The following is a 25,253-nucleotide window of genomic DNA, read 5'->3' as shown; positions in this document are numbered from 1 at the left end:
TTTAAAAAAATTCCCGTAGAAAGGAAGGATAGGATGTCAGAAACCATTATTGTTGAAGCAGGTACCGAAGCAGGAACAGATGCGGTGATCCGGGCTTCCTGGTTTCCCTCTAAAAATACAGCCAAAAGCCTGCTCATCATCGCTCATGGCTACAAAGGATTTAAGGATTGGGGCATGTTCCCCTATATAGCAGAAGCCTTGAGTATGGATAACCATGTTGTGACCTTCAACTTTTCACATAATGGCATAGGTGAGGATCTGGAGAATTTTACCGAGCTGGAAAAGTTCGCACGCAACACCTATAGCCGCGAACAAGAGGATCTGGAACTATTGCTATCCAATCTGAGAGCACGCCATGAGTTCAGAGAATTGCCGTTGTTTCTGTTAGGACATAGCCGTGGCGCGGGAAGCTGCTTTGTATACGCTCTGGATCATCCCGGCGAGATTGCTGGCGTCATTTCATGGAATGGCGTAACAGATCTTGATCTGTTTACTTTACCGCAAAAAGAAGAAATGCGCGCCAAGGGGCGCAGCTATGTGGAGAACGCCAGAACCGGGCAACAGCTCCCGCTGGATGCTATCATTCTGGAAGACCTGGAACAAAATCGCCAGCGTTTTTCCATTGTAGACAGACTTGCCAACAGCCAGCTCCCAGCTGTACTGATCCAGGGAACCGAAGATTCCAAACGTCTACGAGAAGGCTCTGCCCTGCTCACATCCGTTCGTCCCGACATCGAATGGGTACAAATTCAAGGCGGCAATCATACCTTTAATACCGTTCATCCATTCCAGGGAGGCAGTCTTCCACTGGATCAGGCGATTACCGAAACCCGCCGCTTCATTGAGTGGATCGCCAATTAATTATTACCCCTTCAATACAAACGGCGATCCGCCGGGCGGATCGCCGCATTTATTTACTTCAGAATTTTGCAAAATCCTCGCTTGAGCATTTTAAAATTACATAATGATTAATGCTTAAACTCCTGGGATGCTTGTCCGCTTATGCGCAGTACGTGTAAAGAAGCTTTCCAGCTTTTCGCGTGCCGCCGGGTCAATTTCCTTGCCTTCCAGATAGTCACTGTTTGCTTCGTAGGAGATCCCCAGTTCTTTTTCATCCGTCTGGCCTTCCCACAATCCAGCTGTAGGCGCTTTGTCCAAAATGGCCTGCGGAACTCCGAGATAGCTGGCGAGCAAGCGCACCTGACGTTTGTTCAGCGTGCTAAGTGGCGTAATATCGACCGCACCATCGCCCCATTTGGTATAAAAGCCTGTGATGGCTTCGGAAGCGTGATCTGTGCCAACGACGAGCAAATTCAGCTCATTCGCAAGTGCGTACTGAACTACCATACGTGTTCTTGCCTTTACATTCCCTCTCACTTGCGGAGTAATCGAACGCTCAAGACCAATATCCTTTAACGTATGCTCCACTTCCACGGCAACCTTGTCCACGGCTTCCTTAATGTTCGTTTCCCCGGCATATTTCAGGTCGAACGCTTTGGCAACCGCGTAGCTATGCTCGATATCTTCCTGTTGGCCGTATGGCTGGAATACACCCAACGTTTTGTATTCGTCTCCTTGTTCCTGCGTCAATTCATCTGTAGCCCGCTTGCACAAAGCAGCTGCTACGGCACTGTCAATCCCGCCACTGATGGCGATCAACAGCCCTTTGCTTCCCGTTTTCGTTACATACGACTTGAGGAAATCCACACGCTTACGGACCTCTGCCTCTACGTTAATCGTAGGCTGTACTCCCAATTCAGCAATAATCTGTTCCTGCAAACTCATCAGATAAGCACCTCTTTTTTAGGAATTTCCTTCACAAGCCAACATGCAAAAGCCCCGGCAAGTTTCGCAGGCGAAAAATGCGGGGCATAGCTTGAGCAGTCTTACCGGCAAAAACGATCAAATGCACTGGTCAAATCAGCAGCAATCTGATCTGCCGAACGGTCCTCCACCTGATGACGCTCGATGAAGTGAACCAGCTCGCCGTCTTTCAACAGCGCGATAGAAGGGGAAGACGGTGGGTAAGGTGCGAAAAATTCGCGAGCCTTTGCCGTTGCTTCCTTGTCCTGTCCGGCAAAAACCGAATACAGATGATCTGGCGTAATATCATGCTTCAGTGCTTCACCCACACCCGGGCGGCATTGGCCTGCGGCACAACCACATACCGAGTTCACAACCACCAGCACTGTTCCTTTACTATTAGGCAGCTTGGCCTCCACATCTTCAGAGGTACGCAGTTCCTGAATCCCAAGATTCGTCAGTTCATCGCGCATCGGCTGAACTGAATCTCTCATATATTGATCGAAAGACATAGACATATTCTTTCACTCCTTTTCCGAAAATCATGTATAGTACGTTTCTAATTTCATCCTTTGCCGTAGTAAAGGCATGGACATCTAAATTTCATTATACAATCTTTTTCACGTAATTTGCAAAAATCCGGCTATATTTTTGAACGATTATTTCTGTATCGGACTCATGACAGGAGGCTCAGAATGATCCCGGTAAGTCGGGACAGTTCTGCGCAATCGAACTTTAAACTGCGTGCCCATTCCCTCCACCGAATCTACGGCAATCGTACCGTGATGACGCTCCACTATACTTTGACATAAGGCCAGACCCAGACCTGTACCTTTCGTTTTGGTGGTGTAAAAAGGTTGGAACAGCTTTTCAAGCTGTTTTTGCGGAATTCCAGGCCCTGTATCCTTTACTTCCAGTTCCACGAAATCCCCTTCCTCATGAGTAGAAATGGTCAGCACTCCCTTTTCCCCCATGGCTTCCATCGCATTACGCGATAAATTAAGCAGCAATTGCTTTATTTCCTTAGGGTTCAAATGCAGCATCGTCACATGATCCTCCAGCTTTAGATCAATCGTCTGCCCCCTCAGATTCGCATCTGCCCACAATAAAGGCGTCAGTTCGCGAATAATATCATGCAGATGACATTGCTCCTTCTCGACAATTCGATTCTGGGCCAGTGAAAGAAAATCGTTAATAATCCCGTTCGCCCGGTCAAGTTCTTCCATCACAATGCGGTAATAATGGTTGAGCGATTCTGGGCTTTTCTCACGCATAAGCTGTAAAAAACCACGCACAACCGCCATCGGATTACGTATTTCATGAGTAATGCCCGCTGCCATCTGTCCAACCAGACTTAGCCTCTCGAAATTGCCTAGCTCACTGCGCAGCGTCTCAAGCTCTGTAATATCTTGCAGGGCGATAATGACGCCTGTCGTTTGGTTTACATGTTTATCACGAATAGGAAGGAAACTGGAGAAGAATACTTTGGGAGTAACATTTATAAAATCAGCCCCCGCCTCTCCTTCCAACGCTTTCGCAACCCGTTCGTTAACCACAGGTAAAGTGTCAAAACCATATAACGTGCTCAATGGACGACCCACTATCTCAGGCAGTGTAATGTAGGGATCGTAGTTTCGATAGAGTTCCAGCATCGTTTTGTTCATATGTATAACTCGTTCTTCGCTGTCCAGAGTAACAAGAGATAACGGCATCAAATCCATAACTTGACGCAGCTTATCCACTTCAATTAAGTATTTGCTCGTAAACTCAGTCACATCACGCCGAAGCGTCAGCTTCTCAAAGGCATTATGCATCAGACTCACGACCGTAAAACTTGCCAGCACCCCTGCACCCATATTCCAAAACGTTGTAAGTAAGTCAGGAATGTATACCGAGACATCCTGTTTGCCCCACAGTAGCGGAAATATCGCCTTAAACAGCATATCAGCCACAACATATGCGGAGATCAGGAGCTTTTTGTCCAGCAATGTTCCTCTTTGAAAGAACTTGACATGCAGGAGCATAAAAGGAAAAAGGATAAAACCAGTACCTACATACATTGGAGACATTTCTGTCGACTGGGCTACAATCAGGACACCCATCAGTGCGGAAGCAGCGAGCACAAAGGCAGTGCGACGTCTACCGTACATGATGCCAACAGCAAGGGGAATAATACCGAGATTAGAAGGTAGACCATACGGAGACTGATATTGAAAGAGTGTACATAGCAATATGGCTGGTAAGCAACACAAATACAGTATTCCTTGAGTGGGTCCAGGAAGCAGATTGCCGCCCCAAACCTTTTTCTTATCCCCATAATCCGTTAATATAGAGAAAAAACCCGCCGATATAACGGCAAGGAGAACTTGGAGCACACTTTCCTTCAACGCAATTAACAAGGACTTCTCCCCCTCATCATCTTTCCTTGACGCCGTTAGTTGAATTAAAGCACAGGCTACAATATATTACAATATATGTGTTAAAATTCCGGTATAGAACGACAAAATCTGCTAAATACCAGATGTATATAAGAAGATCGTTTTTACGCGTTTTAAAATCCTGTAAATTGAAAGATATACACGTTCACTGTGCTCTTAGGTTATCTAAAATGACGGTATTACGATATGATGAAAAATTGGTTACGCCGTTCTGAATTTTTTGAAAATTTTTCGACGAAAAGGAAGAGGTTTATGACTTACGACGTTATTGTGATCGGAGGCGGCTCAGCCGGATTAATGGCTGCTGCCGCTGCCAGCAGTGAGGGCGCCAAGGTGCTTTTACTTGAAAAAGGAAATAAACTCGGGCGAAAGCTGGGGATCTCTGGTGGAGGCCGTTGCAATGTCACGAATGCCAAAGAGCTGGACGAACTCATTCGGCACATCCCCGGCAATGGCCGTTTTCTGCACAGTGCACTGGCGGCTTTTGGCAATCGGGATATCATCGCCTTTTTTGAACAGCTGGGTATAGCCTTAAAGGAAGAAGACAATGGGCGTATGTTTCCAGTGACGGACAAAGCCAAAACAGTAGTCGATGCTTTGATTAACAAGGTACGCTCTCAAGGAGTCGAAATTCGGACAAGTTGTCCTGTTCAAGAGGTTATTTACAAAGAAGGTCATACAGCTGGGGTACGGCTGCGTTCCGGTGAAATCCTACATAGCCGTAATGTCATTGTAGCCGTCGGTGGCAAGTCCGTCCCGCATACCGGCTCGGAAGGTGACGGCTATGCATGGGCAGAACAAGCGGGGCATACCATTACAGAGCTGTATCCTACAGAGGTGCCATTGACCTCAGGCGAAACGTTCATCCAGACGAAAGAGCTTCAGGGACTATCCTTACGCGACATCAGTCTGACCGTATGGAATGCGAAGCAAAAGAAAGTTGTCGTCCATGAAGGAGATATGATTTTTACACATTTCGGTCTATCTGGCCCAACTGCTTTGCGGTGCAGTCAATTTGTCGTCAAGGGAATGAAAAAAGATAAGGTAAACACGGTGTTATTGACTCTCGATTTGCAGCCTCATAAACATGCCGATGAAGTCTACCGTGAGACGCTGGAGTTGGCATCGGTCGATGCTAAAAAAGCGATCAAAAATGTGCTTAAGCCTTATTTACCGGAACGCTTGATTCCATTGTTGCTCCAGCAAGCCGAACTGCGTGAGGACTTGACCTATGATCATATTCCCAAGCAGCAATGGCAAGAACTTGCTCATCGCATTAAGGCGTTTCCAATCCGTGTGAACGGTACGCTCTCTCTGAAGGAAGCATTTGTTACCGGGGGCGGTGTGAATTTGAAGGAAATTAATCCGAAAACGATGGAGTCCAAGCTGATGCCTGGATTGTTCTTCTGCGGTGAGATTCTCGATATTCACGGTTACACAGGTGGTTATAATATTACAGCGGCGTTTACGACAGGGCATACAGCAGGAATGCAAGCGGCCGTAAGCGATTAAGACGCTGCGCGTAGGATTTGATCTTACGATCGCTGTTGCCACGGGATTCTCTTGATTATATAAAATATTTAAGGGTAAGAATTCCGTGGCAAAGGCGAACGCTGTCGCTTCTCCAGATTCAAATCCTCCGCTTCGCTGCATACCACCACTGCATCCTCATTTTTTGGGGGAGATAGGAAAAGGAAATGAAAAAGACTTAAATCAGTTGTATTGCTGATTTAAGCCTTTTTTATTTAAGCGTAACGACCAAATTCTATGCTATTTTCTTAAACCTCAATAATGATAGGTAAAATCATGGGTCTTCTCTTCGTCTGATTGTAAATGAACCGGCCAACATCATCTTTTAACATCTGCTTAATCAGTCCCCACTGACTCATTTCGATTTCTGTTAGCTCGTTCACTGTGGACATAATCGTGTCGTGGATCTGACTCATGAGCTCTTCGGAATCCTTAACATATACAAAGCCTCTTGAAATGACCTCTGGCGCTGCGAGCATTTGCTTCTCATTTTTACTCAACGTCATCACAATAATCAGCATTCCGTCTGAAGAAAGTTTTTTACGGTCACGTAGGACAATATTACCTACGTCACCGGTTACCAACCCGTCTACCAAGCTATTGCCGGCTGGTACTTTAGGGCCCAGGGATGCCCTTCCCTCTTCAATTTGAATCGTGTCACCGTTATGGACGATAAATACATTCTCCATCGGAATCCCCACAGACTCCGCTAGTTGACGATGCTGATACAGCATTCTGAATTCACCATGTATAGGAATCAAATACTGTGGTTTCATCAAAGTCATCATTAATTTCAGTTCTTCCTGGCTACCATGACCGGATACGTGCATTCCTGTAGAGCTGCCTGATCCATAAATAACCTGGGCACCCAGCACATACAGGTTGTCAATGACCTGGGAAAGGTTTCGCTCATTCCCCGGTATGGCTCCCGCAGCAATGATGACCGTATCACCAGGCAAAATTTCGATTTTGGGATGCAGGGAATTGGCTAAACGTGACAATGCGGCCATCGGCTCTCCCTGGCTTCCGGTACATAAAACTGCAATTTCTTCTGCGGGAAACCGCTCTGTTTCTCCCGCCTCAATCAGTAAATCCTCAGGCATATGCAAGAAGCCCAGCTCCTTGGCCACTGACACCACATTTATCATACTGCGTCCGAGTAAAACCAGTTTCCTGCCTGTTTCCACAGCCGCATCAATGACTTGCTGGACACGGTTAACATTAGAAGCGAACGTGGAGATAAATACCTGCTGTTTGGCTCTGGCAAATGCATCTAGAATATGCCCGCCAACCAAACGTTCTGAAGGGGTAAATCCTGGCCTTTCCGCATTTGTACTTTCGGAGAGCAGCACTTTCACCCCCTTCTTTCCTATTTCAGCCATTCGATGAAGATCCGGAAAAGGTCCGCTTACGGGAGACATATCGAATTTGAAATCGCCGGTATGGACCACATTTCCTTCCGGTGTCTGAAAAAAGACACCCAGGCAATCTGGGATACTGTGGACCGTGGTGAAAAAGGATGCCTGAATCGTTCCCGCTTGAACGGTTGAATCCGCATCTATAAGATGAAGCTCGGCATCACGCAAAAGGTTATGTTCCCTTAACTTAATCTTAATTAATTCGATGGTGAGCTTTGTCCCATAAACGGGCATGTTAATCTGCTTGAGCAGATAGGGAATACCTCCGATGTGATCCTCATGCCCATGAGTCACAATGAGCGCTCTGACTTTATCCTGATTTTCCAGCAGATAGGTGACATCGGGCACAATAAGGTCAATACCAGGCAAGTTCTCATCAGGAAACTTCGAACCACAATCAATTACGACGATATCCTGATCGTATTGGATGAAATACATGTTTTTCCCGATTTCATTCACACCGCCTAGAGCAGCAATGAGTAATCTATTATCATCAAGCATCAAGTTTATTTCCTCCTTAGAAAAATGCTATCCATATTATTCATTTTCCACGTAAACTTATACACAAAAAGAAACCCTTGTCTCTAAAAGACAGGGGTTCTCACTTGATTTATTAGATACCCACCGCAGCCGAAATAGCAGCGAAAATAGCAGCAACTAACCACAGGATGGGGAATAGCTTGAAGATTACCTTCAGCCACTGTCCAAAGCTGATCCGGGCAATGGCCAATCCTGCTAGCAGAACTCCACCTGTCGGTGAAATGAGATTGGTTAACCCGTTACCAAACTGGTACGCTGTGACTACGGCTTCACGATTGATGCCTACAAGATCGCCAAGCGGTGCTAGTACAGGCATAGTTAGTGCTGCTTCCCCCGAAGAAGATGGGACCAGGAAAGTAATAATATTATGTGCAACCAACATAATGGTTGTGAACAAGTAATTTGGCAATCCTTCCAGGATGCCTGCGAGTGCATTCAATACGGTATCAATGATCATACCCTGCTCGGCGATGATCAGAATTCCGCGAGCGAGACCTATAATCACTGCAGCATAGATGAATTCTCCACACCCTTTTACAAAATTCTCAGCTATCTCCTTCTGGCTCATTTTGGTAACTACCCCGACAAAAAGACCGAGTGCGAAGAAAAGGGCGCCGATTTCAGTCATATACCAGCCTTTGGCCAAAATTCCCCAGACAATAGCTCCAAGCGTTACAATAAATCCACCTATAATTAATTTGTCCCGAAACGTGAAGACGACGTCCTCACCTGTATTTTCTTTTATAAATTGCTCGCGATTTATAATATCACTCTGAAAAACAATGGATTTATCCGGATTTCTCTTAACCCGGTGCGCATACCACATCGTAAAGGCAATAGAAATCATAGTAAATACAAGCCATTCAATAAATCTCAGCCAGAGCTGAGGATTCCCCTCCACTCCTGCGATTCCCTGGGCAATCAATACTGAAAATGGATTCACAGTCGAACCAACATAGCCAATTTGCGTTCCCAGAAATAGAATGAGAATAGCAGTCATAGAATCGAACCCTAGAGCAAACATTAACGGAATAAAAATCGCATAAAGCGGAATAATTTCTTCGCTCATCCCAAAGGTAGAGCCTCCGAGACTGAATATAACCATGGCAATTGGAATAAGCAAAATCCCCTTATTCTTCAGCCGTCTGGCAAGGGCTGTCAGGGCACGATCGATGGCTCCCGTCTGCAGTATAATCCCGAAGGAGCCGCCTACAATAAGGACAAAAGAGACCACATCGGCGGCATTGATAATCCCTTCAATCGGGGCGCTAAGGATTTGGGGAATTCCCTGTCTTAAATCACCGTTCTCACCCGTTTTGGGTACAGTGTGATAGGTTCCCGAAACGATTGCCGTTTTGGTCACACCGTTCACTGTCACTTCATGACGCTCAAACTGTCCGCTGGGTACAATCCATGTCAACGCAGCGACCGTAATAATAATCAAAAATATTAAAGTATAACTATGGGGCAAGGATAATTTCCATTTCTTATTCTTGATGTTCATGTTTATCCCTCATTCCAAGAATGGTTATACGTAACCTTCCCTCCCATAATGGTCAATATCACTTGGGCATCCCTGATGTCCCCAGCGGATGCGTTAAGGAGGTCGCGATCAAAAACGGCGATGTCAGCATATTTTCCAGCCTCCAGCGTACCTGTAGCCTCTTCCATATAACAATGTTTGGCTCCATTAATGGTCCATGCCTTTAAAACTTCGGATGGCGGCATCCCTTGGTCAGGATACCAGCCTCCTGCAGGCGAGCCATCCGGGAATAATCGGTGAGAGGCTGCATACAGCGAATCAGGGACACTAGTGATAAATAGAGGCAGATCAGTCCCAATGGTTATTGGCACGTTAGCCTCCAGCATGGATTTATAATTATAAAAGCGGTTTTCATTGTCTTTACCTACCACAGCAGACATATAAGCATCCTCGTAAGAAGGATTCAGTAGCAGGATTTGGGCGTAGACTTCGGCAAAAATTTCGTTCTCGCCCATTCTAATCAGATCATCTGGATGAGGATACTCTAGATCACTGATCGAATGTCTAATAAGGTGATTACCTTGTTGTTCGCGGCATTTTTCAATCATCGATACTGCCTGGCGAATTGCAGCATCCCCTTCTGCAGTTAGGCAGCATTTGATACCTTGGCTGTCTGCTTCCAGAACTGAGGCTTCAATGTTTTCATAATCAACCGTTCTTAAATTCGTGACTTCAGGCATATCTGCGTAAGGCTCCAACATATCCCCTGTATGATCGGCTACAACGCCGTCAAGCATCAGCTTGTATCCTTGAAAACGAATAAGGTCCCCATTATAAAGTGCTTTATACTTGATACCGGTGCCAATATCCAACGGTTCAACAACGGGTTCAAGCGAAAAGTGAAATCGGAGTGGCAGTTCTCCTACTTCTTTCAATTCTTCTAGAATCGACAGTAGCTCGCTATGTCGGTCAAAGCCAATATCCTTTATGGAAGTAACTCCTCGTGCAGCCAGCAGGCGGCAAAACTCTACAAACTCTTGTTTGACAAGGCTGCGATCCTGCATCATGGCCTGGAGTAGCAAAGCGCGTGCCTCAGCACTGCATTGATCCGGCAAAAATTGATATTTCTCCTGAGCCAGTCGGTTCATCCAGCAGTAGCTTTTATTTAGGTTAATGGCAATTACCGCCCGATCAGGGAACATCTCATCCAACAAGCTTTGTTCCGGCAGCTTGCCCCATCTTTCCTCGCTCCAACCGTAAGCGGTTACATCTTTTCCTGGCGGAAGATTGTTTGCCGCTTGCAGCATGGATTCCACTGCTTCTTCGATCGAGGCTGCATGAGTCAAATCCACGCCCCGATGCATCGACATATATCCGGTAAAAAATACATGATTGTCATGAACTCCTGGCATGATAAAAGCATCACCCAAATCACAGACAACCGTTTCAGTTCCTATCCAAGCTTGTGCTTCCTCGGGACGCCCCACTGCTGCAATACATTCTCCCTGCAGTGCAATAAACCCAGGCGAAGCTTCATTTACTAAGCCATTAAAAATAGCATTTGACAGTAGAACTTTGTCCGCTAATGTGTCCTTCTTCCCTTGCACAGTTTCACCTCCTCATTATTTATCCGCTTCATAACATAACGTAATATAACGTTATAATATTGCTTCTGCTTCTCTCATGGAGTGGAAGCAGAAGCTGCGCCGTACCTGAATAACATTACATAACAGGCAACGGATTTATATTGAGAATTGATAACGGTCCCCAATGATGTACTGCTTACCTACATGAACGGGGCTTCCATGCTGATCATAAATAATCGTATGCATGTAGAACAACGCCTGTCCGATGGCCGTCTCTAGCAGCTTTGCCTGGTATTCATCCGCCAAAGCGATTTGCAATATCGTTTCTCCCGGTTGGTTAGGATCGATGCTGTATTTATTCCGCAGCAGTTCGTATACAGAGCCCTCCAATTGCTCTTCCATTAGAAAAGAAAATCGGTCATAAGGGTAAAAATTATTCTCCAGCATGAGCGGTCGTTCACCGGCGTATCTTTGGCGCTGAATATATAACACTTTTTCTCCTTGTGGCAACTGTAACTGATGTGCAATTTCCTCGTCTGCTTCTATGATTTCACGTTCTGTGACCACACTGTGTGAAGAGAGGCCGTTGGATTTGCAGGCAGCCGTAAAGCTGATGACATGTTCAATCTTCCGCCCAATTTTGGGTACATTGACAAAGGTACCTTTTCCTTGACGTTTGGTCAGATAACCTTCATGAACCAATTCGGCAATCGCTTTTCTTACGGTAATTCGACTTACATTGTAGGTCTCGCTTAGCTCAGTTTCGGTCGGTATACGACTTCCCTGCGTATATGTTCCATTATGAATAGCAGTTTTGACCGCTTTTTGTAATTGAATATATAATGGCTCTGCTTGATCTGAATTCAACATAATGTACCCTCACTTGTCATATAACGTTATATTACTCCCACTTAGAGTATCAAATGTTACATATTCTTACAAGTGAAGATATTTGAAAAAAATAATTAGTAACGGACGCCGTATCCGAATGAACCTTCTACCAGACAGCTCTGGGCGGCAACCCTCGATCCTTCTGCCATAGCGTCCTGAATATTACCCTTTTTCAAAAAACTCAGTAAAAAGGCGGTGATATAGGAGTCTCCTGCCCCCATCGTATCCACAGCGTCCACGGAATCAGGCGTTTGAAAATAGAACTTGGTACCATCATAGGCAATAGATCTATCTCCGCCGCGTGTGGCTACCAGAATTTGCCCCTCTTTTTTTCGATTGGAGCGGATATAGTTCTGTGTCTCTTCATCCGTCATATGGCTGCAAGAGAAGAATGCAAAATCGGCGTACGCAATATATCTCTCCACCTGTTCATCTACGAAATCATCTGAAAAGTCAAAAGAAAGAGGGATTCCCAGCGTCTCCAATTCAGGCAGCAAGTGCCCTGTATGACTGTACAAGCCCGTGTGAATAAGGTCGAACCCGCCAACATAGGCCTTGTCATCTTCACTCAGCCTCAGCGGATGGAGACGTGTAACTCCTCCCTCATTGCTGCCCAGAAATACTCTGTCCCCGTCTTCCAGGGTTACACGTGCACAGCCGTTCTCACCGCTGTGATATCTGCACCGTGAAATGTCGATTTCCAGCTCACGGAGAATGTGTTCTACATGCTGTGCTTCGTTATCATCCCCGAATACTCCGATAAAGGCTGCATCTACTCCCGCTTTTTTGGCAAACACACTGAAATTAAGCGCATTGCCGCCAGGATACATCATGCGCAGATGAACATATTTATCTACCACATTATCGCCAATGCCTAGAACTTTCATGATGGTTTCCTCCTGTTGGTAAGTGCGCTTAGTAAGCTACTTTGCCCATATAACGGCGAGTTTCCAGTGGGTGATTGCGTACATTTGCGAGTGCTTCACGATAAACACATACAATGCTGTAAAATAAAACCGGGTTAAAGAACTCGACAACCTCGTCGGCAATGGTTCCGATTCCAAGCTCCTTCGCATCGATTACTTCTACTTTCTCGGCATATTGATTCAGGAAAGTCTGTGCCCGCTCATCCAATGCCCGTGTGCGTCCTTCGTTGATCATCAGAATAAATGGAGTTTCTTTATCCGTTACTTCAAACGGACCGTGGAAAAATTCACCGGAATGGATTGAAGCAGCATGAAGCCATTGCATTTCCATTAGAGAACAGATAGCAAATCCGTAGGCATGTCCATAAGAAGCTCCGCTGGTCAGGATATAGAAGAGATCTTCATTGCGGTATTTGTCAGCGAATACACTGGCACGCGGTTCGACTTGTATTTTGGCCCTGTTAATAATTCCATTGATTGCTCCCAAGCCGTTCTGGAAAGCTTGATAATGCATATAGCCTTCAGCGACTTGAAGCAGCTCAACAGTAAGCTCCAAAATAATAGCCATCGGGTTATTTTTGACATCGCTCTCATCTCCCCACTCGTAGAGGAATGAATAATCAGAATAATTGAGCAGTGTCGCTTCACTATTGTGGGTTAAGCCGATGGTGTAAGCGCCTTTCTCTTTGGCTGATTTAGCAGCCGCAACCGATTCCGGCGTGTTTCCTCCATGGGAACACACGATGACAACTGAGTTTTTACCTAATCGTTTTGGCAGCGCGTGCACAAACTCATTTGCTGTATACATGCCTGCTACCAGCTTCTTTGCTTCACTATCCAAGAAATATTTTGAGGGATACATATCGACTAATGAGCCCCCGCAAGCTACTAAATAAACCTCAGAAATCTCTCCACTTGATTGTTCATAAATCGTCTGAACCGTCTGTTGTACATTCATCATTTTTACCTCTCCTTTTTGTATAACGTTATATAACGTATTGTATATGGGATAAATATAAGCGCTTTCACCAAAAGTGTCAAGCCCATTTATTCAATGAACTTTTAATGATCTGCATTCAAAAAGCTCTAATCCTTTTGTCGAAGAATTAGAGCTCCTATTGGGATTTGATTTATTGAGTGTTTGGTCATAACGAGATTACACCTACAAAATACGCAAAAAATTGGTCTTACCCATGGGTTTGTCCGAATAAACTAAAGTAGACAAATACATAACAGCCCATAAAAAATCAAGGAGGAAAACACCATTAATACATTTATCAGTTATATTTTTCTTGGTCTGTCACTTTCGGCCCCTATTGGGCCGATTAATGCTGCACAGTTGGATCGAGGTATTAAGAATGGATTTTGGCATGCTTGGTTCATCGGGCTTGGGGCAATAACCGCAGATATAATCTATATGCTCCTTGTCTATTTGGGAATGATCCACCTTCTCAATGCCCCGTTTGTTAAAGCTTTTTTATGGTTATTTGGTTTTTTCGTACTTGTGTATACAGGTGTTGAAAGCATCAAAAATGCAGGTGTGATTTCAGAATCTGAATTAAGGGGAAATGGCAATACCTTAACCAACTCATTTTTGGCAGGCTTTCTGATGTCATTATTTAATCCTCTCTCCATCCTTTTCTGGCTTGGCATTTACGGGTCCATACTGGCCAACGTCGCTAATACATATCCAGTACAACAGCTAATGATCTTTAGCGGAGCGATTGTATTAGGTGTGTTACTCTGGGACGTAACCATGGCAGCCGCTTCAAGTATTTTCCGGAGGTTTCTAAAAACCGGATTACTTAAAGCCATCTCTTGGATGTCTGGATTATCTCTTATCGGTTTTGGTTTTTATTTTGGTGTACAGGCATTTCAATTACTTTTTTTACACTGACGAATAACTCCCTGACAAAGTTAACGAGATTCCTTGGCGTGCTTTCGGCGAACCCATTGTACAATGAGGTCACATATTGCAATGAACAAGACCAGAAGTAAGCTGATGTAAACCCCAGGACGGCTAAGCTTATGAAAAAAGGATCCGACCACAGCCATAGCTATCAACAATAATCCAACCCAGCGTTTAATGTTGCTAGATGTGCTCGATTCCAGTAACTTACCTGAAGACAGCAAAATAAAGCACCAGTTATACAACAGCATTAACCCTGCAGCTGTTGTAATATATTCATACACTTTTCCCGGCAGCAGCAACGACATTACGATGGCTGAGATTAATCCAACGGAGATCAAACTAAGTGCATACAGAGGATATTTGCCCTTCCACTTCCGTGAAAACAATGTGGGCGCATCTCCCTCCTGTGCAAGTGTAATCATCATAGATGTCTCTGCATATAGGGACGCTGTCATTGTTGAGAACCCTGCAATAATAAGCACCCCATTAAATAAATGAGGCACAAAAACCAGATGATCGCTGCTCAGCGCAAGCACAAAAGGACTTTCTTTCGGGTTAAACGCACTTAATGGCACCATAGACACAGCCAGACCAATCGAAAGCACATATACTACAACGAGCGTCATCAGCATTACTTTTCCTGCTTTAGGTGCATCTTCCGGTTTTTGTAGCCGATTAGACATTATTCCGAGCACTTCAATACCTCCGTATGCATAAAAGGCAAAAATAAAAGATGACCATAATCCCATACCGCCGGTAGGGAAAAAATCCTTGTAACTGATGGGGAACTTTGGATTATATTTTCCTCCTCCGATCCAGCCTGCCAAAAGAGCAACGGCCAAGACCAGAAACATAACAATAGCTGCCATTTTAATAATAGCCAATACATTTTCAACTCGATCAAAACCCTTGTTACCAAAAAAAACAATCACAAGCCCTAAAATCCCGAAGCCTGCCGCAAAAATCCACATCGGTACCTGAGGAAACCAGAAGCGTGAGAATATAGATAGCGCCGTTAGTTGGCTCCCATTGATAAGCAATTCTGAGAACCAATACACCCAGCCACTACCGAAGCCTGCCCAATTACCAAATGCTTTTTGGGCATAGGAACGGAAAGAGCCCTGTTCTGGATGATCTGCCGTCATGCGCGAAAGGGCGTCAAACACCACATACGTTCCCACCGCTGCCAAAAAGTATGCAATGAGTACGGCTGGGCCACCGATGGAAATCGCTAAGCCGGACCCGAGGAAATATCCTGTACCGATGGTACCTGCAACTCCTAACAAGCTTAGTTGCCACCATTTTAGTTTTTTTTCTTTTTGCATACGATCCGAAGACTTACCCATAAAGAGAATCACCCTATTCCTGAATTTGAGACCGAGTTCTCCATTTTAAGATTGCCTATTTCACCATATTTCATGTGAAGCATGACTTGGCTTTATTTATGAATAAAGAAGCACCAGAACCCCGTTAAGGTTTACTGGTGCTTTGTAAATGTATAAAATTGTCCGAGGGGTTAAGTGAAACTCAAACGATCAAACTTTAGATAAAGAAAGGGCCTTATCTGCATTTTGAATATCCATTTGTATTTGCTGCTCCGGATCATAAGCGTTATAGTAACCGTTGTTCTTCATGTAATTAAAGATTTGTTCATGAAGATTAACCGCTTTGCTCAATTGGTCACAAAGAACATTGCGAACTTCCGAACTGGTTGACTCTATCAGCGCAAGAGCATAGTTCTTAATTCCGCTTTTAGCTGAAATTAATAAATCAGAAGCAATCACCTGATCGTTCATGGGACTCATTCCAGTCATATTCTCAATAAAAGAATTCACGTTAATCCTCCTTTAAAATTACACAAGTAGATTTCTAAGCTGTTGAATATCTTGTGTACCACCGTTGACATCCTGCTGCAAAATGTTTTTTAAGTTTGTGTCTGACACTAAAGGAATCATGGTTTGGGCTTTTGTGAGGCAAGTTGTTTTAAACGTAAGCAGCTCATGTAATTCCAATTTTTCGTGAACTCCTAATTTTTGCATGGTCAAGACCTCCTTTCTGAAATTGTTATTCCCTGTTGTCGCTGCTATTTATGCAAATCCTACAGAGTTTCAGTTCTGGCAAAAGCTCTAACTGAGTTTTTCTCACACAAAAAAAGCTCCTTCAAAGCCACAATAATCCATGGTCTTATAGGAACTTTTCCTTAAAATGTGCTGGACAGTGAAGACTCAAATTTCTAATCATGATTTTAGGATAAAAATCAGGTATGGATGCTTCCAGAAAATCCATCCACATCGTCCTCGGGTTGAGGATCAGAGCTGACGTTGTGCTCCTCCGTCGTATTAGTGTACGTTTGAGAGGAGCCATTTTTATAAGCTTCGCTCCAGTCTTCGTTGATCGTATGTGCTGGGATAATCCAGTCTTCCGGGCTATAACCTGGATTATGTACACCTATATTTCCTTGCAAACCGGGATATTCATCCGGTTTAGAGAAAAGAGTCCCTACCTCAATCATGCTTCCTTCATAGGCTTGGCAAATTTCCAATGCAGACAGTACATCTTGGTTCTCAATATGTACATTGAGACCTGTGTCACCGTTCGTGCTGGCAGAGTATCCAATTTCCTTTAATGTTTCACAGGCTTGAGCAGCTTGCTGCGGATCACGAAATTGAAAACGGAAAGAACCCGTATCCATGTGTTTCATCTCCTCTAAATTAGCTTATTTTGTTAATTTGTTCATTAGGTTAGGTATGTTCTTTTTTAATATAACCAACCAGAACAGTATTTTTACATTCAAATCCTTTATTTTTCAAAAATTTACTTTAATGCTTTGAAATTAAATAGTTAAAAAAGCAGCTACTGTGACAAATCGCATGTTTTCGCTATGTAAATCCCTTTATGCTAGTAACAAGGGTATGGTTGCCCGGTCATCCGAGCCGAGCGGTCAAAGGATGCCCAAATCCATACATAAAGGCGGAATGAAGATGATAGATTACCGAACATTGGTGACACAGCAATCCATGCATTTGTATAGCGTGTTTGCCAAGTCATTCAAAAGTGTAAACGAACATGCGGTTGCTGGCATCAAAACGGTGGGCTTCAACCCAACGGCCTTTGCCGTGATGGAAGTTTTATATCACAAGGGCGCGCAGCCAATCCAACAAATTGGAGCAAAGCTGCTTCTGCAAAGCGGAAATGTCACTTATGTTATTGACAAGCTGGAGAGCCGCGGTTATTTGCACCGTCACCCGTGCGACCAAGATCGTCGGATTATATATGCAGAATTGACGGACGAGGGACAACGTGTCATGGACGAAATTTATCCTGATTATACACGTCAGATTGAACGTGCCTTTAGCGGAATCAGTGAAACAGAAAGAGATCAACTCATCGGCTTGCTTAAAAAATTGGGCCGTAGCGCCGATAACCTGTCACCTTATCACAAATAGAATGTATAGTAATTTTAGCAAACGATCATTTGTGAAGAAATGAACAATCTTTAGCTGTGCTAAACGTAGATTAGATTTATACTAGAAAAGTCCACCCTTATATTCATGGGTGGACTTTTTATATACCTGAATAGAGCGAAATATGCCCAAGCTTACGAGCAGCATAAGTATCTGCTATCGACTAAAATGTTTGACCACTACATTGTTAAACATAGCCGGACCGCCATCGGAAAAAAGAGTAATTTTCTGATCCTCTAATCGTGGAAATATTAAGGAGGAATAAGCTACTTCTCCATCATCTACAAACACTTCAATGCTGGTTTTATCGACGAGAATGTTTAGGTGGACCTTTTTCTTATTAGCATCAAAAGGCGCCTTGCTCTCTACATATTTCCCACTCTGATCCGGATGTCCGGTATTGGCTCTATTTACGTAGGAGTATTGCCCATCCACCGAAACACCGACATCCACATGGCGCTTGCCATCTGCTGACTCTCGAAGCCTCAGTCCCGCATTTTTGATCGTTGACCAAGATACATCCGCCTCTAACTGATAGGTATCGCCTGCTACCGGAAGCGAGTAAACACCGTCTACTTTGATCTGTCCAAATGATTTCGTAGAAGTTTGGAATCGTTCCAAAGTTTTTACTGGCTGTGAAACTAAGCGATATCCAGCATCCGCTGTATGCTTCAACCGAATTTGACGAACAATCGAATCCATTCCATTAAAGCCTTCCTTTAGGGTAGGCGTGTTATTGGCATAATCCCAATTATTCATCCAGGCCAGAGCATAACGGTGACTGTATTTATCTTTGTCTTTTCCTTCCTCGAACGTAACTGCACCATACCAGTCAAACCCATAATCCAGCCACTCAGGTTCACTGTGATCAGGGAGAAATGCTTCTCCATTAAAATCTCCCGTCCAGTAGGCATACGTGTTGGGTCCGCCTGTTGATTTGCTATTGGCGCTCGCGCCCAAAATCCATTGATAGGTTCCATCATCTGCACGCATCTGGTAAAGGTCAGGACATTCCACAAGCCCGATATTTTCCGTTTGAAAGCCACTCGTAAATTGCCAATCCTTTAAATTTTTAGACTTATAAAAGCCAATCTTCGTTCCCTCTGCCATGACCATCACCCATTGATTACGTTGAGTATCTCGGATGATTTTGGGATCTCTGAAGTCCTTTGTACCGGGGTTGGACATCACAGGCTTGTTGCGGTAAGAAGTAAACGTCTTGCCTTTATCCTTACTGTACCACAAAAATTGTTCCTGCTTTCCGCCATCTGCGGAGGGCTGTGTCACAATGGCTACCAGCGTCCCTTTTCCAAAACCTGCGGTATTCTTATCATCGATCACGACCGAACCGGACCAAGGATCTCCATTCCGGTTCGTATATTTGGGAATCGCCACCCCTTCATCTTTCCAATGAACCAGGTCGGTTGATGTGGCATGTCGCCATTCTGTACCGTTCTTTTTGGGATAGTCACGATTGTATAAATAGTAATAATGATATTTTTCATCGAAATAAATGGGACGTTGAGGATCATTCTTCCACTTATCCGGAACGGTAAAATGATAGGCTGACCGATAGGTCGGTGTTGTATGCTTACTTTGATTAGCTTGATTTTTTGGAGTTGCAGCAGATTTTGGGGGTTCGGCTGTATCCTGTTGGTACATACTCCAACCCATAGCTATGAATATAGTTAAGCCTGTGATGATTACAACGGATCGTATCCAAATGCTCTTGGGAGTTTTTTTTTTCATTATGACGATCCTCCTTACCTCTCATTGCATCGTTATGTACCGCCCGATGGACGACAGATCGGGTTGCTACCAATCTGCCGCCTTCGGGCATACTGCATTACATATACCTACTTATTTCTTTCCATACTCATTTGGAGATTCTTTTTTGTCATCCGTTGGATCAATCGTGATTTGCCCTTGCTCCAAAATACCGTTTTTCACAACAGAGGTTTTCGAGCCTTTAATATTCAGCAGGAAGCTTGGTGCGAAAGTAGATTTGTGATCCGGGAAAAGCCCGCGATTGGTCATATAACTCGAAACGACTACGTTATTGCCTTTGCCTTGCGGGATAGCAAAATGGGCATACGTCCAGGTAATATCATCACGATCCAGATCCTGATGAAGAACGAGACCGGTTCCATTCAGGGGTTTATAAGGCCCTGTCAAGGAAGTAGAAACATAACCCAGCATGTAAATATCATCGTCACCGATCGCATCTACAGTCACCTTGGAACCTCTCGTACTCGTAAATAAATACCACAAACCGTTCATTTTGAACACATTTGCCCGTTCAATTTCATCTGTTACCAAATTGGAAGCAATCAAAGGAGGCATTACATTTTTCAACGTATAATCATCATTCAATTCAACGATGCCCAGTGCGCCGTTAGCCAGCTCAGCTCCCTTTTTCTTGGGACTTTGCAACAAATTTTGTTGCTCTTCCGTGAAGAATTTCTTATTGCCGCCATAATAAGCTGGGTTTTGAAGCGAATCTTCGCCTTGGTAGCCGGTTTCTGTCCCTGTGTTCGCTTCAAATATAATATATTTGTGGCCTTGATCCTCGACATAGTGAGGGTCTCTAAACGTATGGTTGTCCATATCTATTCCGACGCTTTGCTGTACATTTTGATAGGTTTTCCCATCTCCACCGTCATAGATCGATTTCAAATCCTCGACTCCATCTACTTTCAGTGTCTTGTCATCAGGCTGAGAGACATTAATTTGAGCCGTGCTCAAGGTTTGTTTGCCGTATAGTTGGTTACTTGGCTCAAAGGGCTGTCTGCTGGTATAAAATAAACGTACTTGTCCATCAGAGGTTAACGTAGCAGAACCGGACCATTCTTCTGACTGATTTTTTAGAATCGGATCGTTGGCAAGTAATTTATCATTGTCTTTAAATACTCTTCCGGCATTTTTCCAGCCGCTCAGCGAGGTATTACCCGCTTTTTGATAGAACAGATATATAAATGTATCCTCTGCTCTTTTAGGATCGCCTGCCAATCCAAAAACGATATTATACCCTTTGTAATTGGCTACTGTGCCATCGGCATTTTGTAACGGCCAAGAGTCCCAGACATCAAAATCAGTCAGCTTGCCTGAGCTGTCGCGACCAATAGCAGAAGGAATATTCTTAATTGTAGACGCATCGAAGGACGGAACCTCATATTTCTCTTTGCCTTGCTGTTTGAAAATATTCAGCATGTCATTACGCGTAATTTGCGTAAATGCATTGTCTGTTTTGAGATCAGATGCATCATTTTCCTCGGCAAAAGCCTGAACGCCGCCTCCTAACAGCAAGGTAGTTGCTACTGTTGCAGTGGCTGCTTTACTGAACCATTTGTTAAACTTCAAGTACTCCATCTCCCTTAATCTAATTATGTTCTAGATTTGAAACCCAACTTTTTGGTTGGTAGGGTCATTTTATATGGTATGTCAAACGATTGATATAGACTGAAAAGCCCTATTATGTGAGGTAAGAAAACAGGTTCCTCTATGAATTTCATCCTCATATTTTCCTAGTAATTTTCTGAAAATTCCTATTTTTTCATTCCTATTACATTCAGAAAAATTTGCTACTTGATTTTTTTCCGTGTTTCATATTGCTAGCTTGGTTGCTTCATTCACATGCAAAATCATTCTAAAATAAATCATACAAAACCCAATTTGTAAGCGGGTTCAAAAAAATAGTTCCTTAGTACCCTATAGTTCAATGCAGAAACAGATTTTTAGTTACAATTTTTTAAGACTTTTTTACTATTTTGTTACCTATACCATATGAATATATCGCAATCTCAAGGGGATTTTTATTTCCTTTTTGTATGCTGGGAAATTTATTGGTCCTATGCGAGGTGGTTTTTTGTTGAATCATTAGGAGGAGAGACCTTTGAATAAAGAGATAGCCCGGACTTTTATTCAAAGGTCCGGGCTATCTCTTTTATAATGAAAGATTTATATTATTTTTTATGCGTGTTCTCTTTGTGGTGTCTTTACGCGCTGATCTGCCTCTTCTTCCGTACCCGGCGGACGGTTCCGCAGTCCGAGCACGACAAACCAGCTAATCACTGCAATAACGACCATGATAACGAACAGGGAATGCAGACTGTTTTCCAGTACAGAACGAAGCAATCCGGCAACCTTGTCACTTAGACTCTGTGAAGCATGAGGTGCAAGCAGACCGTTAATATCCTCCTGCGTAACCCCTTGCTGTGTAAGCTGTCCGTCTGCTGTCTGGGCAGCAATGCGATAATTCAGCCATGAACCGAAGGCAGCAACCCCGATCGTTTGCCCCAACGTGCGCAGGAATGTATTCAAAGCTGTAGACGCGCCACGCAACTGGAACCCGACCGAGGACTGGGCAATAATCGTAAACACAGTTATCGAGAAACCGAATCCCAGTCCATACAACAATGTAGACAGGAAGAGCAGCCAGATCGGAGCCGTTTGGCCCATCAAGGTCATGACGAAGGCTCCCAATACAATCAGGGTCAGTCCAATCAATGAGGTTCGACGCGAGCCCAGCGTCAGCAAAATGCGTCCTCCGATCATAGAGCCAAATAGCCAGCCTATGGACATTGGAGCCAATGCGAGACCAGATGAAGCGGCATCCCCACCGTATACACCTTGAATCCATAGTGGAAGATAGCTAGTCAATCCGATCAGCAGGGTGCTGACTAACAGGGCTGCGGCACAGGAAAAAGCGATATCCCGTATCCGAAATAACTTTAGTGGCACCATCGGTTCCTGAGCGCGTTTTTCTATAACCAAAAACAGAATCAGGAACAGAATGGCTACGGCAGCCAAGGCCAGCAATTCAGGAGAAGCCCAACCGATATACTGTCCGCCCAGTGCCAATACGAGCAAGAGAGCCGTCATCCCGATGGTAAAGGTAACCGCTCCGGGTACGTCGATACGTGCGGTACGCTTGCTTACCTGTTCACGCAAGTAACGGGCGATGAAGTACATAGCCAGCAATCCAAAAGGAACGTTAAAGCCGAAAATCCACTCCCAACCAAAATAGGTGACCACATAACCGCCCAAGAGTGGCCCGATCAGGGAAGAAATTCCCCATACTGAGCTGATCATGCCTTGGACTTTGCCACGTTCCTCCATTTTGTATATATCACCGATGATGGTAAAGGTAACAGGAATGACACCACCCGCACCAATCCCCTGAATGGCCCGGTAGATAATAAGCTGCTCCATAGTACCAGCTATCATACAAAGTAAAGAGCCAAGTACAAACAACGAACAACCGATTAAAAAAATGGGTTTTCGGCCAAACAAATCGCTAAGCTTTCCGAAAATAGGTGTGGTCACAGCCATCGTCAGTAAATATGCCGTAAAAATCCAGCTGAGCAAATTCACGCTGCCCAGTTCACTAACAATCGTCGGTCCCGCTGGACCGATAACCGTTCCTTCAATTGCGGCCAAAAAAGTGGCCAATAGAACACCTGTCAGCACGAGTCCGCGCTTCATAGGTTTATCGTCTCCCAAGCAAATCACAAATCCTTTCCTTATAAAAACTGTGTTGTATCTGTGCGGCAAGCCTTTCCTGAATGGATTATAACCCTCACTGCATAATCGTAAACAGGCGGCCTATATAGGCCGCCTGTTTTGTACGATGTATATATATTATTGTCTACATATCCTTAATTTTTGTCAACTGTAATCGTATGATCATTCCAGCAATTTTCCGTTCTATAGAGATACCCCTCTTCCATACGAAGAACATCGCTGGCAAAGCTTTCAGCTACCTGCATATCGTGGGTGATGATCAGGAAAGCCGAGCCTTCGGCAGACTGCTCTGTGCACATACGGAGCATAATATTCGCCCCTTCGTAATCCGTTCCTGCGGTAGGCTCATCCAAAATGTATAGCTTTTTGGGCAAGATGAATTGTGCCGCAACGCTCAAGAGTCTTTTTTCGCCTCCACTTAGCAGGTACGGGGAGGCATCCAGTCTGTGCTCCAGCCTTGCGGCAGCCAGCAAGTGATGCGCCCGTTCCACATATGCGGCGGGAACCGGCTCCCCGGTCCGTAAACCAAGCTTGGCGCGAACGCTGTACAAGCACTCTTCCCACACCGTTGCAGCTGCAAACTGATGCTCTGGCTGCTGGAACACATAGCCGATTTCGGTAGCCAGCTGGTGAATGGGCAGCTTCGCCATATCCTGCCCCTCCCACCACATGCACCCCTTCGGTGCAGGAAGTAGGCCCATGAGCAGCTTGCCGAGCGTGGTTTTACCTGAGCCGTTCTCGCCCAACAGCACGGCTCGTTCGCCAGGTGCAAGGGCAAGACTCACGCCCTTGAGCGCCGGGCGCTGGCTGCCGGGGTAGGTGAAGGGCAATCCCCTCACCTTCAGCAACGGCTGCCCAGGGCGGTCCGCTGCTGAGCCGGGATTCACCCCCGGCTCACGCGGCATGTCTTCCCTCCCTGCCGGAGAGGGGAGCAGCCCCAAGGCGGCCAGCTGCGCACCATGTTCGCGCAGCAGCGTTTCGGGCGGACCCTGCAGCTGCACGGTCCCGCCCTTCAGGACGATGATGCGCTGCGCTGCCCGCGCGCCATCGTCTATGCGGCCGGACGCGGTAACTACCGTCCGGCCTTCGGCATGGAGCCGCCGACATAACAGGACGAAGTCGCAGACAGCCGGCGGGTCTAACTGCGCAGCTGCGTCGTCGAACACGACCAGCGGCGCTTCCAACGCCAGTACCGCTGCAATCGCGGTGCGTTGGCGCTGGCCTCCCGAGAGGCGCCGCACGAAGGAGTCGCGCTCGGGAGCTAGGCCGACGGCCTCCAGCGCAGCGGCAATGCGCTGCGCTATTTCTGCCGGAGGCACGCGCAGGTTCTCCGGCCCAAAAGCAATCTCGTCTTCGACGATTCCCTGCACCAGCTGGGCATCCGGGTCCTGAAGCACGACGCCGACAGTGGTGGCGACAGTAGCCAGATCAGCGGTATCGGGGTCCATCCCGTACACGGTCAGCTCACCCGTTCGTTCGCCCTCGCCAGAACGGGACAATCCGCCATGAAGCAACTGGCATAGCGTAGATTTTCCACTTCCGCTGGCTCCGACAATGGCTACATGCTCGCCCACCGCAATGTCCAGTGTCAGGCCATGTAACGCTGGCTCCACCTGATCATCATACCGATAGCCAAAATTCTTCAAGGATACGGCTATTTTACTGTTCAAATTATCATCGCTATGTTCATTCATAACTGAGATATCCTCGATCCCCATTGTTGAAGATATAACCACGTG

The 25,253-nt window shown here is 45.2% G+C and carries 21 protein-coding genes and 1 pseudogene; 4 read left to right on the top strand and 18 right to left on the bottom strand.

The genetic code is table 11. The annotated features are described in order from the left end of the window. Nucleotides 1-33 precede the first annotated feature (33 nt). Nucleotides 34-861, top strand: a complete 828-nt coding sequence (locus MKY35_RS03610) for an alpha/beta hydrolase (protein ID WP_322251856.1) — start codon at nt 34-36, stop codon at nt 859-861. 114 nt (nt 862-975) lie between these two features. Here MKY35_RS03610 and nadE read toward each other — a convergent pair whose 3' ends face one another. From nadE to MKY35_RS03595, 3 genes are all read right to left on the bottom strand, one after another. Continuing rightward, nucleotides 976-1,785 (bottom strand): ammonia-dependent NAD(+) synthetase, encoded by an 810-nt coding sequence (gene nadE / locus MKY35_RS03605; protein WP_025722646.1) that lies wholly within the window; start codon nt 1,783-1,785, stop codon nt 976-978. Nucleotides 1,786-1,886: 101 nt separating this feature from the next. After that, nucleotides 1,887-2,321, bottom strand: coding sequence for a BrxA/BrxB family bacilliredoxin (locus tag MKY35_RS03600; protein WP_029515801.1), 435 nt, complete (start codon nt 2,319-2,321; stop codon nt 1,887-1,889). Between the two features lie 141 nt (nt 2,322-2,462). Beyond that, the gene (locus MKY35_RS03595) at nt 2,463-4,202 is read right to left on the bottom strand and encodes an ATP-binding protein (protein WP_342445618.1); all 1,740 of its coding nucleotides are present in this window, start codon (nt 4,200-4,202) and stop codon (nt 2,463-2,465) included. A 291-nt stretch (nt 4,203-4,493) separates the two neighbouring features. Between MKY35_RS03595 and MKY35_RS03590 the strand changes: the two genes are divergently transcribed. Continuing rightward, a complete protein-coding gene (locus MKY35_RS03590; RefSeq protein WP_342445617.1) occupies nt 4,494-5,753 on the top strand; it encodes an NAD(P)/FAD-dependent oxidoreductase in 1,260 nt (419 codons plus the stop codon). 266 nt (nt 5,754-6,019) lie between these two features. On the opposite strand, the gene MKY35_RS03585 is transcribed toward MKY35_RS03590, so the two are convergent. The 6 genes from MKY35_RS03585 to MKY35_RS03560 all read right to left on the bottom strand — a co-directional run bounded on the left by MKY35_RS03585 (nt 6,020) and on the right by MKY35_RS03560 (nt 13,576). After that, nucleotides 6,020-7,690 (bottom strand): ribonuclease J, encoded by a 1,671-nt coding sequence (locus tag MKY35_RS03585; protein WP_342446595.1) that lies wholly within the window; start codon nt 7,688-7,690, stop codon nt 6,020-6,022. Between the two features lie 112 nt (nt 7,691-7,802). After that, nucleotides 7,803-9,233 carry a YfcC family protein gene (locus MKY35_RS03580; protein ID WP_342445616.1) on the bottom strand — a complete coding sequence of 477 codons (1,431 nt, stop codon included), beginning with the start codon at nt 9,231-9,233 and terminating at the stop codon, nt 7,803-7,805. Between the two features lie 2 nt (nt 9,234-9,235). Then, nucleotides 9,236-10,819, bottom strand: coding sequence for an amidohydrolase family protein (locus tag MKY35_RS03575; RefSeq protein WP_342445615.1), 1,584 nt, complete (start codon nt 10,817-10,819; stop codon nt 9,236-9,238). Nucleotides 10,820-10,954: 135 nt separating this feature from the next. Then, nucleotides 10,955-11,668, bottom strand: coding sequence for a GntR family transcriptional regulator (locus tag MKY35_RS03570; protein ID WP_342445614.1), 714 nt, complete (start codon nt 11,666-11,668; stop codon nt 10,955-10,957). Nucleotides 11,669-11,763: 95 nt separating this feature from the next. Continuing rightward, nucleotides 11,764-12,576 (bottom strand): PfkB family carbohydrate kinase, encoded by an 813-nt coding sequence (locus MKY35_RS03565; RefSeq protein WP_322251860.1) that lies wholly within the window; start codon nt 12,574-12,576, stop codon nt 11,764-11,766. Nucleotides 12,577-12,604: 28 nt separating this feature from the next. Continuing rightward, nucleotides 12,605-13,576, bottom strand: a complete 972-nt coding sequence (locus MKY35_RS03560) for an SIS domain-containing protein (RefSeq protein ID WP_342445613.1) — start codon at nt 13,574-13,576, stop codon at nt 12,605-12,607. A 303-nt stretch (nt 13,577-13,879) separates the two neighbouring features. On the opposite strand from MKY35_RS03560, the gene MKY35_RS03555 reads away from it, so the two are divergent. Beyond that, nucleotides 13,880-14,512 (top strand): LysE family transporter, encoded by a 633-nt coding sequence (locus MKY35_RS03555; protein WP_342446594.1) that lies wholly within the window; start codon nt 13,880-13,882, stop codon nt 14,510-14,512. Between the two features lie 20 nt (nt 14,513-14,532). Here the strand turns inward: MKY35_RS03555 and MKY35_RS03550 are convergent, their stop codons facing one another. The 4 genes from MKY35_RS03550 to MKY35_RS03535 all read right to left on the bottom strand — a co-directional run bounded on the left by MKY35_RS03550 (nt 14,533) and on the right by MKY35_RS03535 (nt 17,219). Next, nucleotides 14,533-15,873 carry an amino acid permease gene (locus MKY35_RS03550; protein WP_069012138.1) on the bottom strand — a complete coding sequence of 447 codons (1,341 nt, stop codon included), beginning with the start codon at nt 15,871-15,873 and terminating at the stop codon, nt 14,533-14,535. Between the two features lie 189 nt (nt 15,874-16,062). Further along, nucleotides 16,063-16,362, bottom strand: a complete 300-nt coding sequence (locus MKY35_RS03545) for a spore coat protein (RefSeq protein WP_342445612.1) — start codon at nt 16,360-16,362, stop codon at nt 16,063-16,065. Between the two features lie 18 nt (nt 16,363-16,380). Continuing rightward, entirely contained in the window at nt 16,381-16,566 is a 186-nt protein-coding gene (locus MKY35_RS03540; RefSeq protein ID WP_029515813.1) for a hypothetical protein, read from the bottom strand. Between the two features lie 218 nt (nt 16,567-16,784). Next, on the bottom strand, nt 16,785-17,219 hold the full coding sequence (locus MKY35_RS03535; protein ID WP_029515814.1) for a hypothetical protein: 435 nt from the start codon (nt 17,217-17,219) through the stop codon (nt 16,785-16,787). A 289-nt stretch (nt 17,220-17,508) separates the two neighbouring features. Here MKY35_RS03535 and MKY35_RS03530 point away from each other — a divergent pair, with 289 nt between their 5' ends. Beyond that, the gene (locus MKY35_RS03530) at nt 17,509-17,973 is read left to right on the top strand and encodes a MarR family transcriptional regulator (RefSeq protein WP_013369372.1); all 465 of its coding nucleotides are present in this window, start codon (nt 17,509-17,511) and stop codon (nt 17,971-17,973) included. Nucleotides 17,974-18,147: 174 nt separating this feature from the next. Here the strand turns inward: MKY35_RS03530 and MKY35_RS03525 are convergent, their stop codons facing one another. The 5 genes and pseudogenes from MKY35_RS03525 to MKY35_RS03505 all read right to left on the bottom strand — a co-directional run. Then, the gene (locus MKY35_RS03525; protein ID WP_342445611.1) at nt 18,148-19,740 is read right to left on the bottom strand and encodes a glycoside hydrolase family 32 protein; all 1,593 of its coding nucleotides are present in this window, start codon (nt 19,738-19,740) and stop codon (nt 18,148-18,150) included. A 111-nt stretch (nt 19,741-19,851) separates the two neighbouring features. Beyond that, on the bottom strand, nt 19,852-21,351 hold the full coding sequence (locus tag MKY35_RS03520) for a glycoside hydrolase family 68 protein (RefSeq protein WP_342445610.1): 1,500 nt from the start codon (nt 21,349-21,351) through the stop codon (nt 19,852-19,854). Between the two features lie 609 nt (nt 21,352-21,960). Continuing rightward, nucleotides 21,961-23,475 carry an MDR family MFS transporter gene (locus MKY35_RS03515; protein WP_342445609.1) on the bottom strand — a complete coding sequence of 505 codons (1,515 nt, stop codon included), beginning with the start codon at nt 23,473-23,475 and terminating at the stop codon, nt 21,961-21,963. A 173-nt stretch (nt 23,476-23,648) separates the two neighbouring features. Next, nucleotides 23,649-24,515, bottom strand: coding sequence for an ATP-binding cassette domain-containing protein (locus MKY35_RS03510; protein WP_342446593.1), 867 nt, complete (start codon nt 24,513-24,515; stop codon nt 23,649-23,651). 159 nt (nt 24,516-24,674) lie between these two features. Continuing rightward, nucleotides 24,675-25,208: pseudogene (locus MKY35_RS03505) on the bottom strand (ABC transporter ATP-binding protein); the annotation flags it as partial. Between the last annotated feature and the right edge of the window lie 45 nt (nt 25,209-25,253).

Origin of the sequence: Paenibacillus sp. FSL L8-0638 (genome assembly GCF_038593075.1) — a bacterium.
Taxonomy (GTDB): domain Bacteria; phylum Bacillota; class Bacilli; order Paenibacillales; family Paenibacillaceae; genus Paenibacillus; species Paenibacillus polymyxa_D.
Note: the sequence above shows the minus strand (reverse complement) of the source record. Positions and strands in the feature narration are given on the sequence as shown.

Excerpts from the sequence above, each read along its gene's own strand:
- MKY35_RS03610 (WP_322251856.1), top strand. The coding sequence starts at position 34 with ATGTCAGAAACCATTATTGTTGAAGCAGGTACCGAAGCAGGAACAGAT.
- nadE (WP_025722646.1), bottom strand. The coding sequence starts at position 1,785 with ATGAGTTTGCAGGAACAGATTATTGCTGAATTGGGAGTACAGCCTACG.
- MKY35_RS03600 (WP_029515801.1), bottom strand. The coding sequence starts at position 2,321 with ATGTCTATGTCTTTCGATCAATATATGAGAGATTCAGTTCAGCCGATG.
- MKY35_RS03590 (WP_342445617.1), top strand. The coding sequence starts at position 4,494 with ATGACTTACGACGTTATTGTGATCGGAGGCGGCTCAGCCGGATTAATG.
- MKY35_RS03585 (WP_342446595.1), bottom strand. The coding sequence starts at position 7,690 with ATGCTTGATGATAATAGATTACTCATTGCTGCTCTAGGCGGTGTGAAT.
- MKY35_RS03580 (WP_342445616.1), bottom strand. The coding sequence starts at position 9,233 with ATGAACATCAAGAATAAGAAATGGAAATTATCCTTGCCCCATAGTTAT.
- MKY35_RS03570 (WP_342445614.1), bottom strand. The coding sequence starts at position 11,668 with ATGTTGAATTCAGATCAAGCAGAGCCATTATATATTCAATTACAAAAA.
- MKY35_RS03565 (WP_322251860.1), bottom strand. The coding sequence starts at position 12,576 with ATGAAAGTTCTAGGCATTGGCGATAATGTGGTAGATAAATATGTTCAT.
- MKY35_RS03560 (WP_342445613.1), bottom strand. The coding sequence starts at position 13,576 with ATGATGAATGTACAACAGACGGTTCAGACGATTTATGAACAATCAAGT.
- MKY35_RS03550 (WP_069012138.1), bottom strand. The coding sequence starts at position 15,873 with ATGGGTAAGTCTTCGGATCGTATGCAAAAAGAAAAAAAACTAAAATGG.
- MKY35_RS03540 (WP_029515813.1), bottom strand. The coding sequence starts at position 16,566 with ATGCAAAAATTAGGAGTTCACGAAAAATTGGAATTACATGAGCTGCTT.
- MKY35_RS03535 (WP_029515814.1), bottom strand. The coding sequence starts at position 17,219 with ATGGATACGGGTTCTTTCCGTTTTCAATTTCGTGATCCGCAGCAAGCT.
- MKY35_RS03530 (WP_013369372.1), top strand. The coding sequence starts at position 17,509 with ATGATAGATTACCGAACATTGGTGACACAGCAATCCATGCATTTGTAT.
- MKY35_RS03525 (WP_342445611.1), bottom strand. The coding sequence starts at position 19,740 with ATGAAAAAAAAAACTCCCAAGAGCATTTGGATACGATCCGTTGTAATC.
- MKY35_RS03515 (WP_342445609.1), bottom strand. The coding sequence starts at position 23,475 with ATGAAGCGCGGACTCGTGCTGACAGGTGTTCTATTGGCCACTTTTTTG.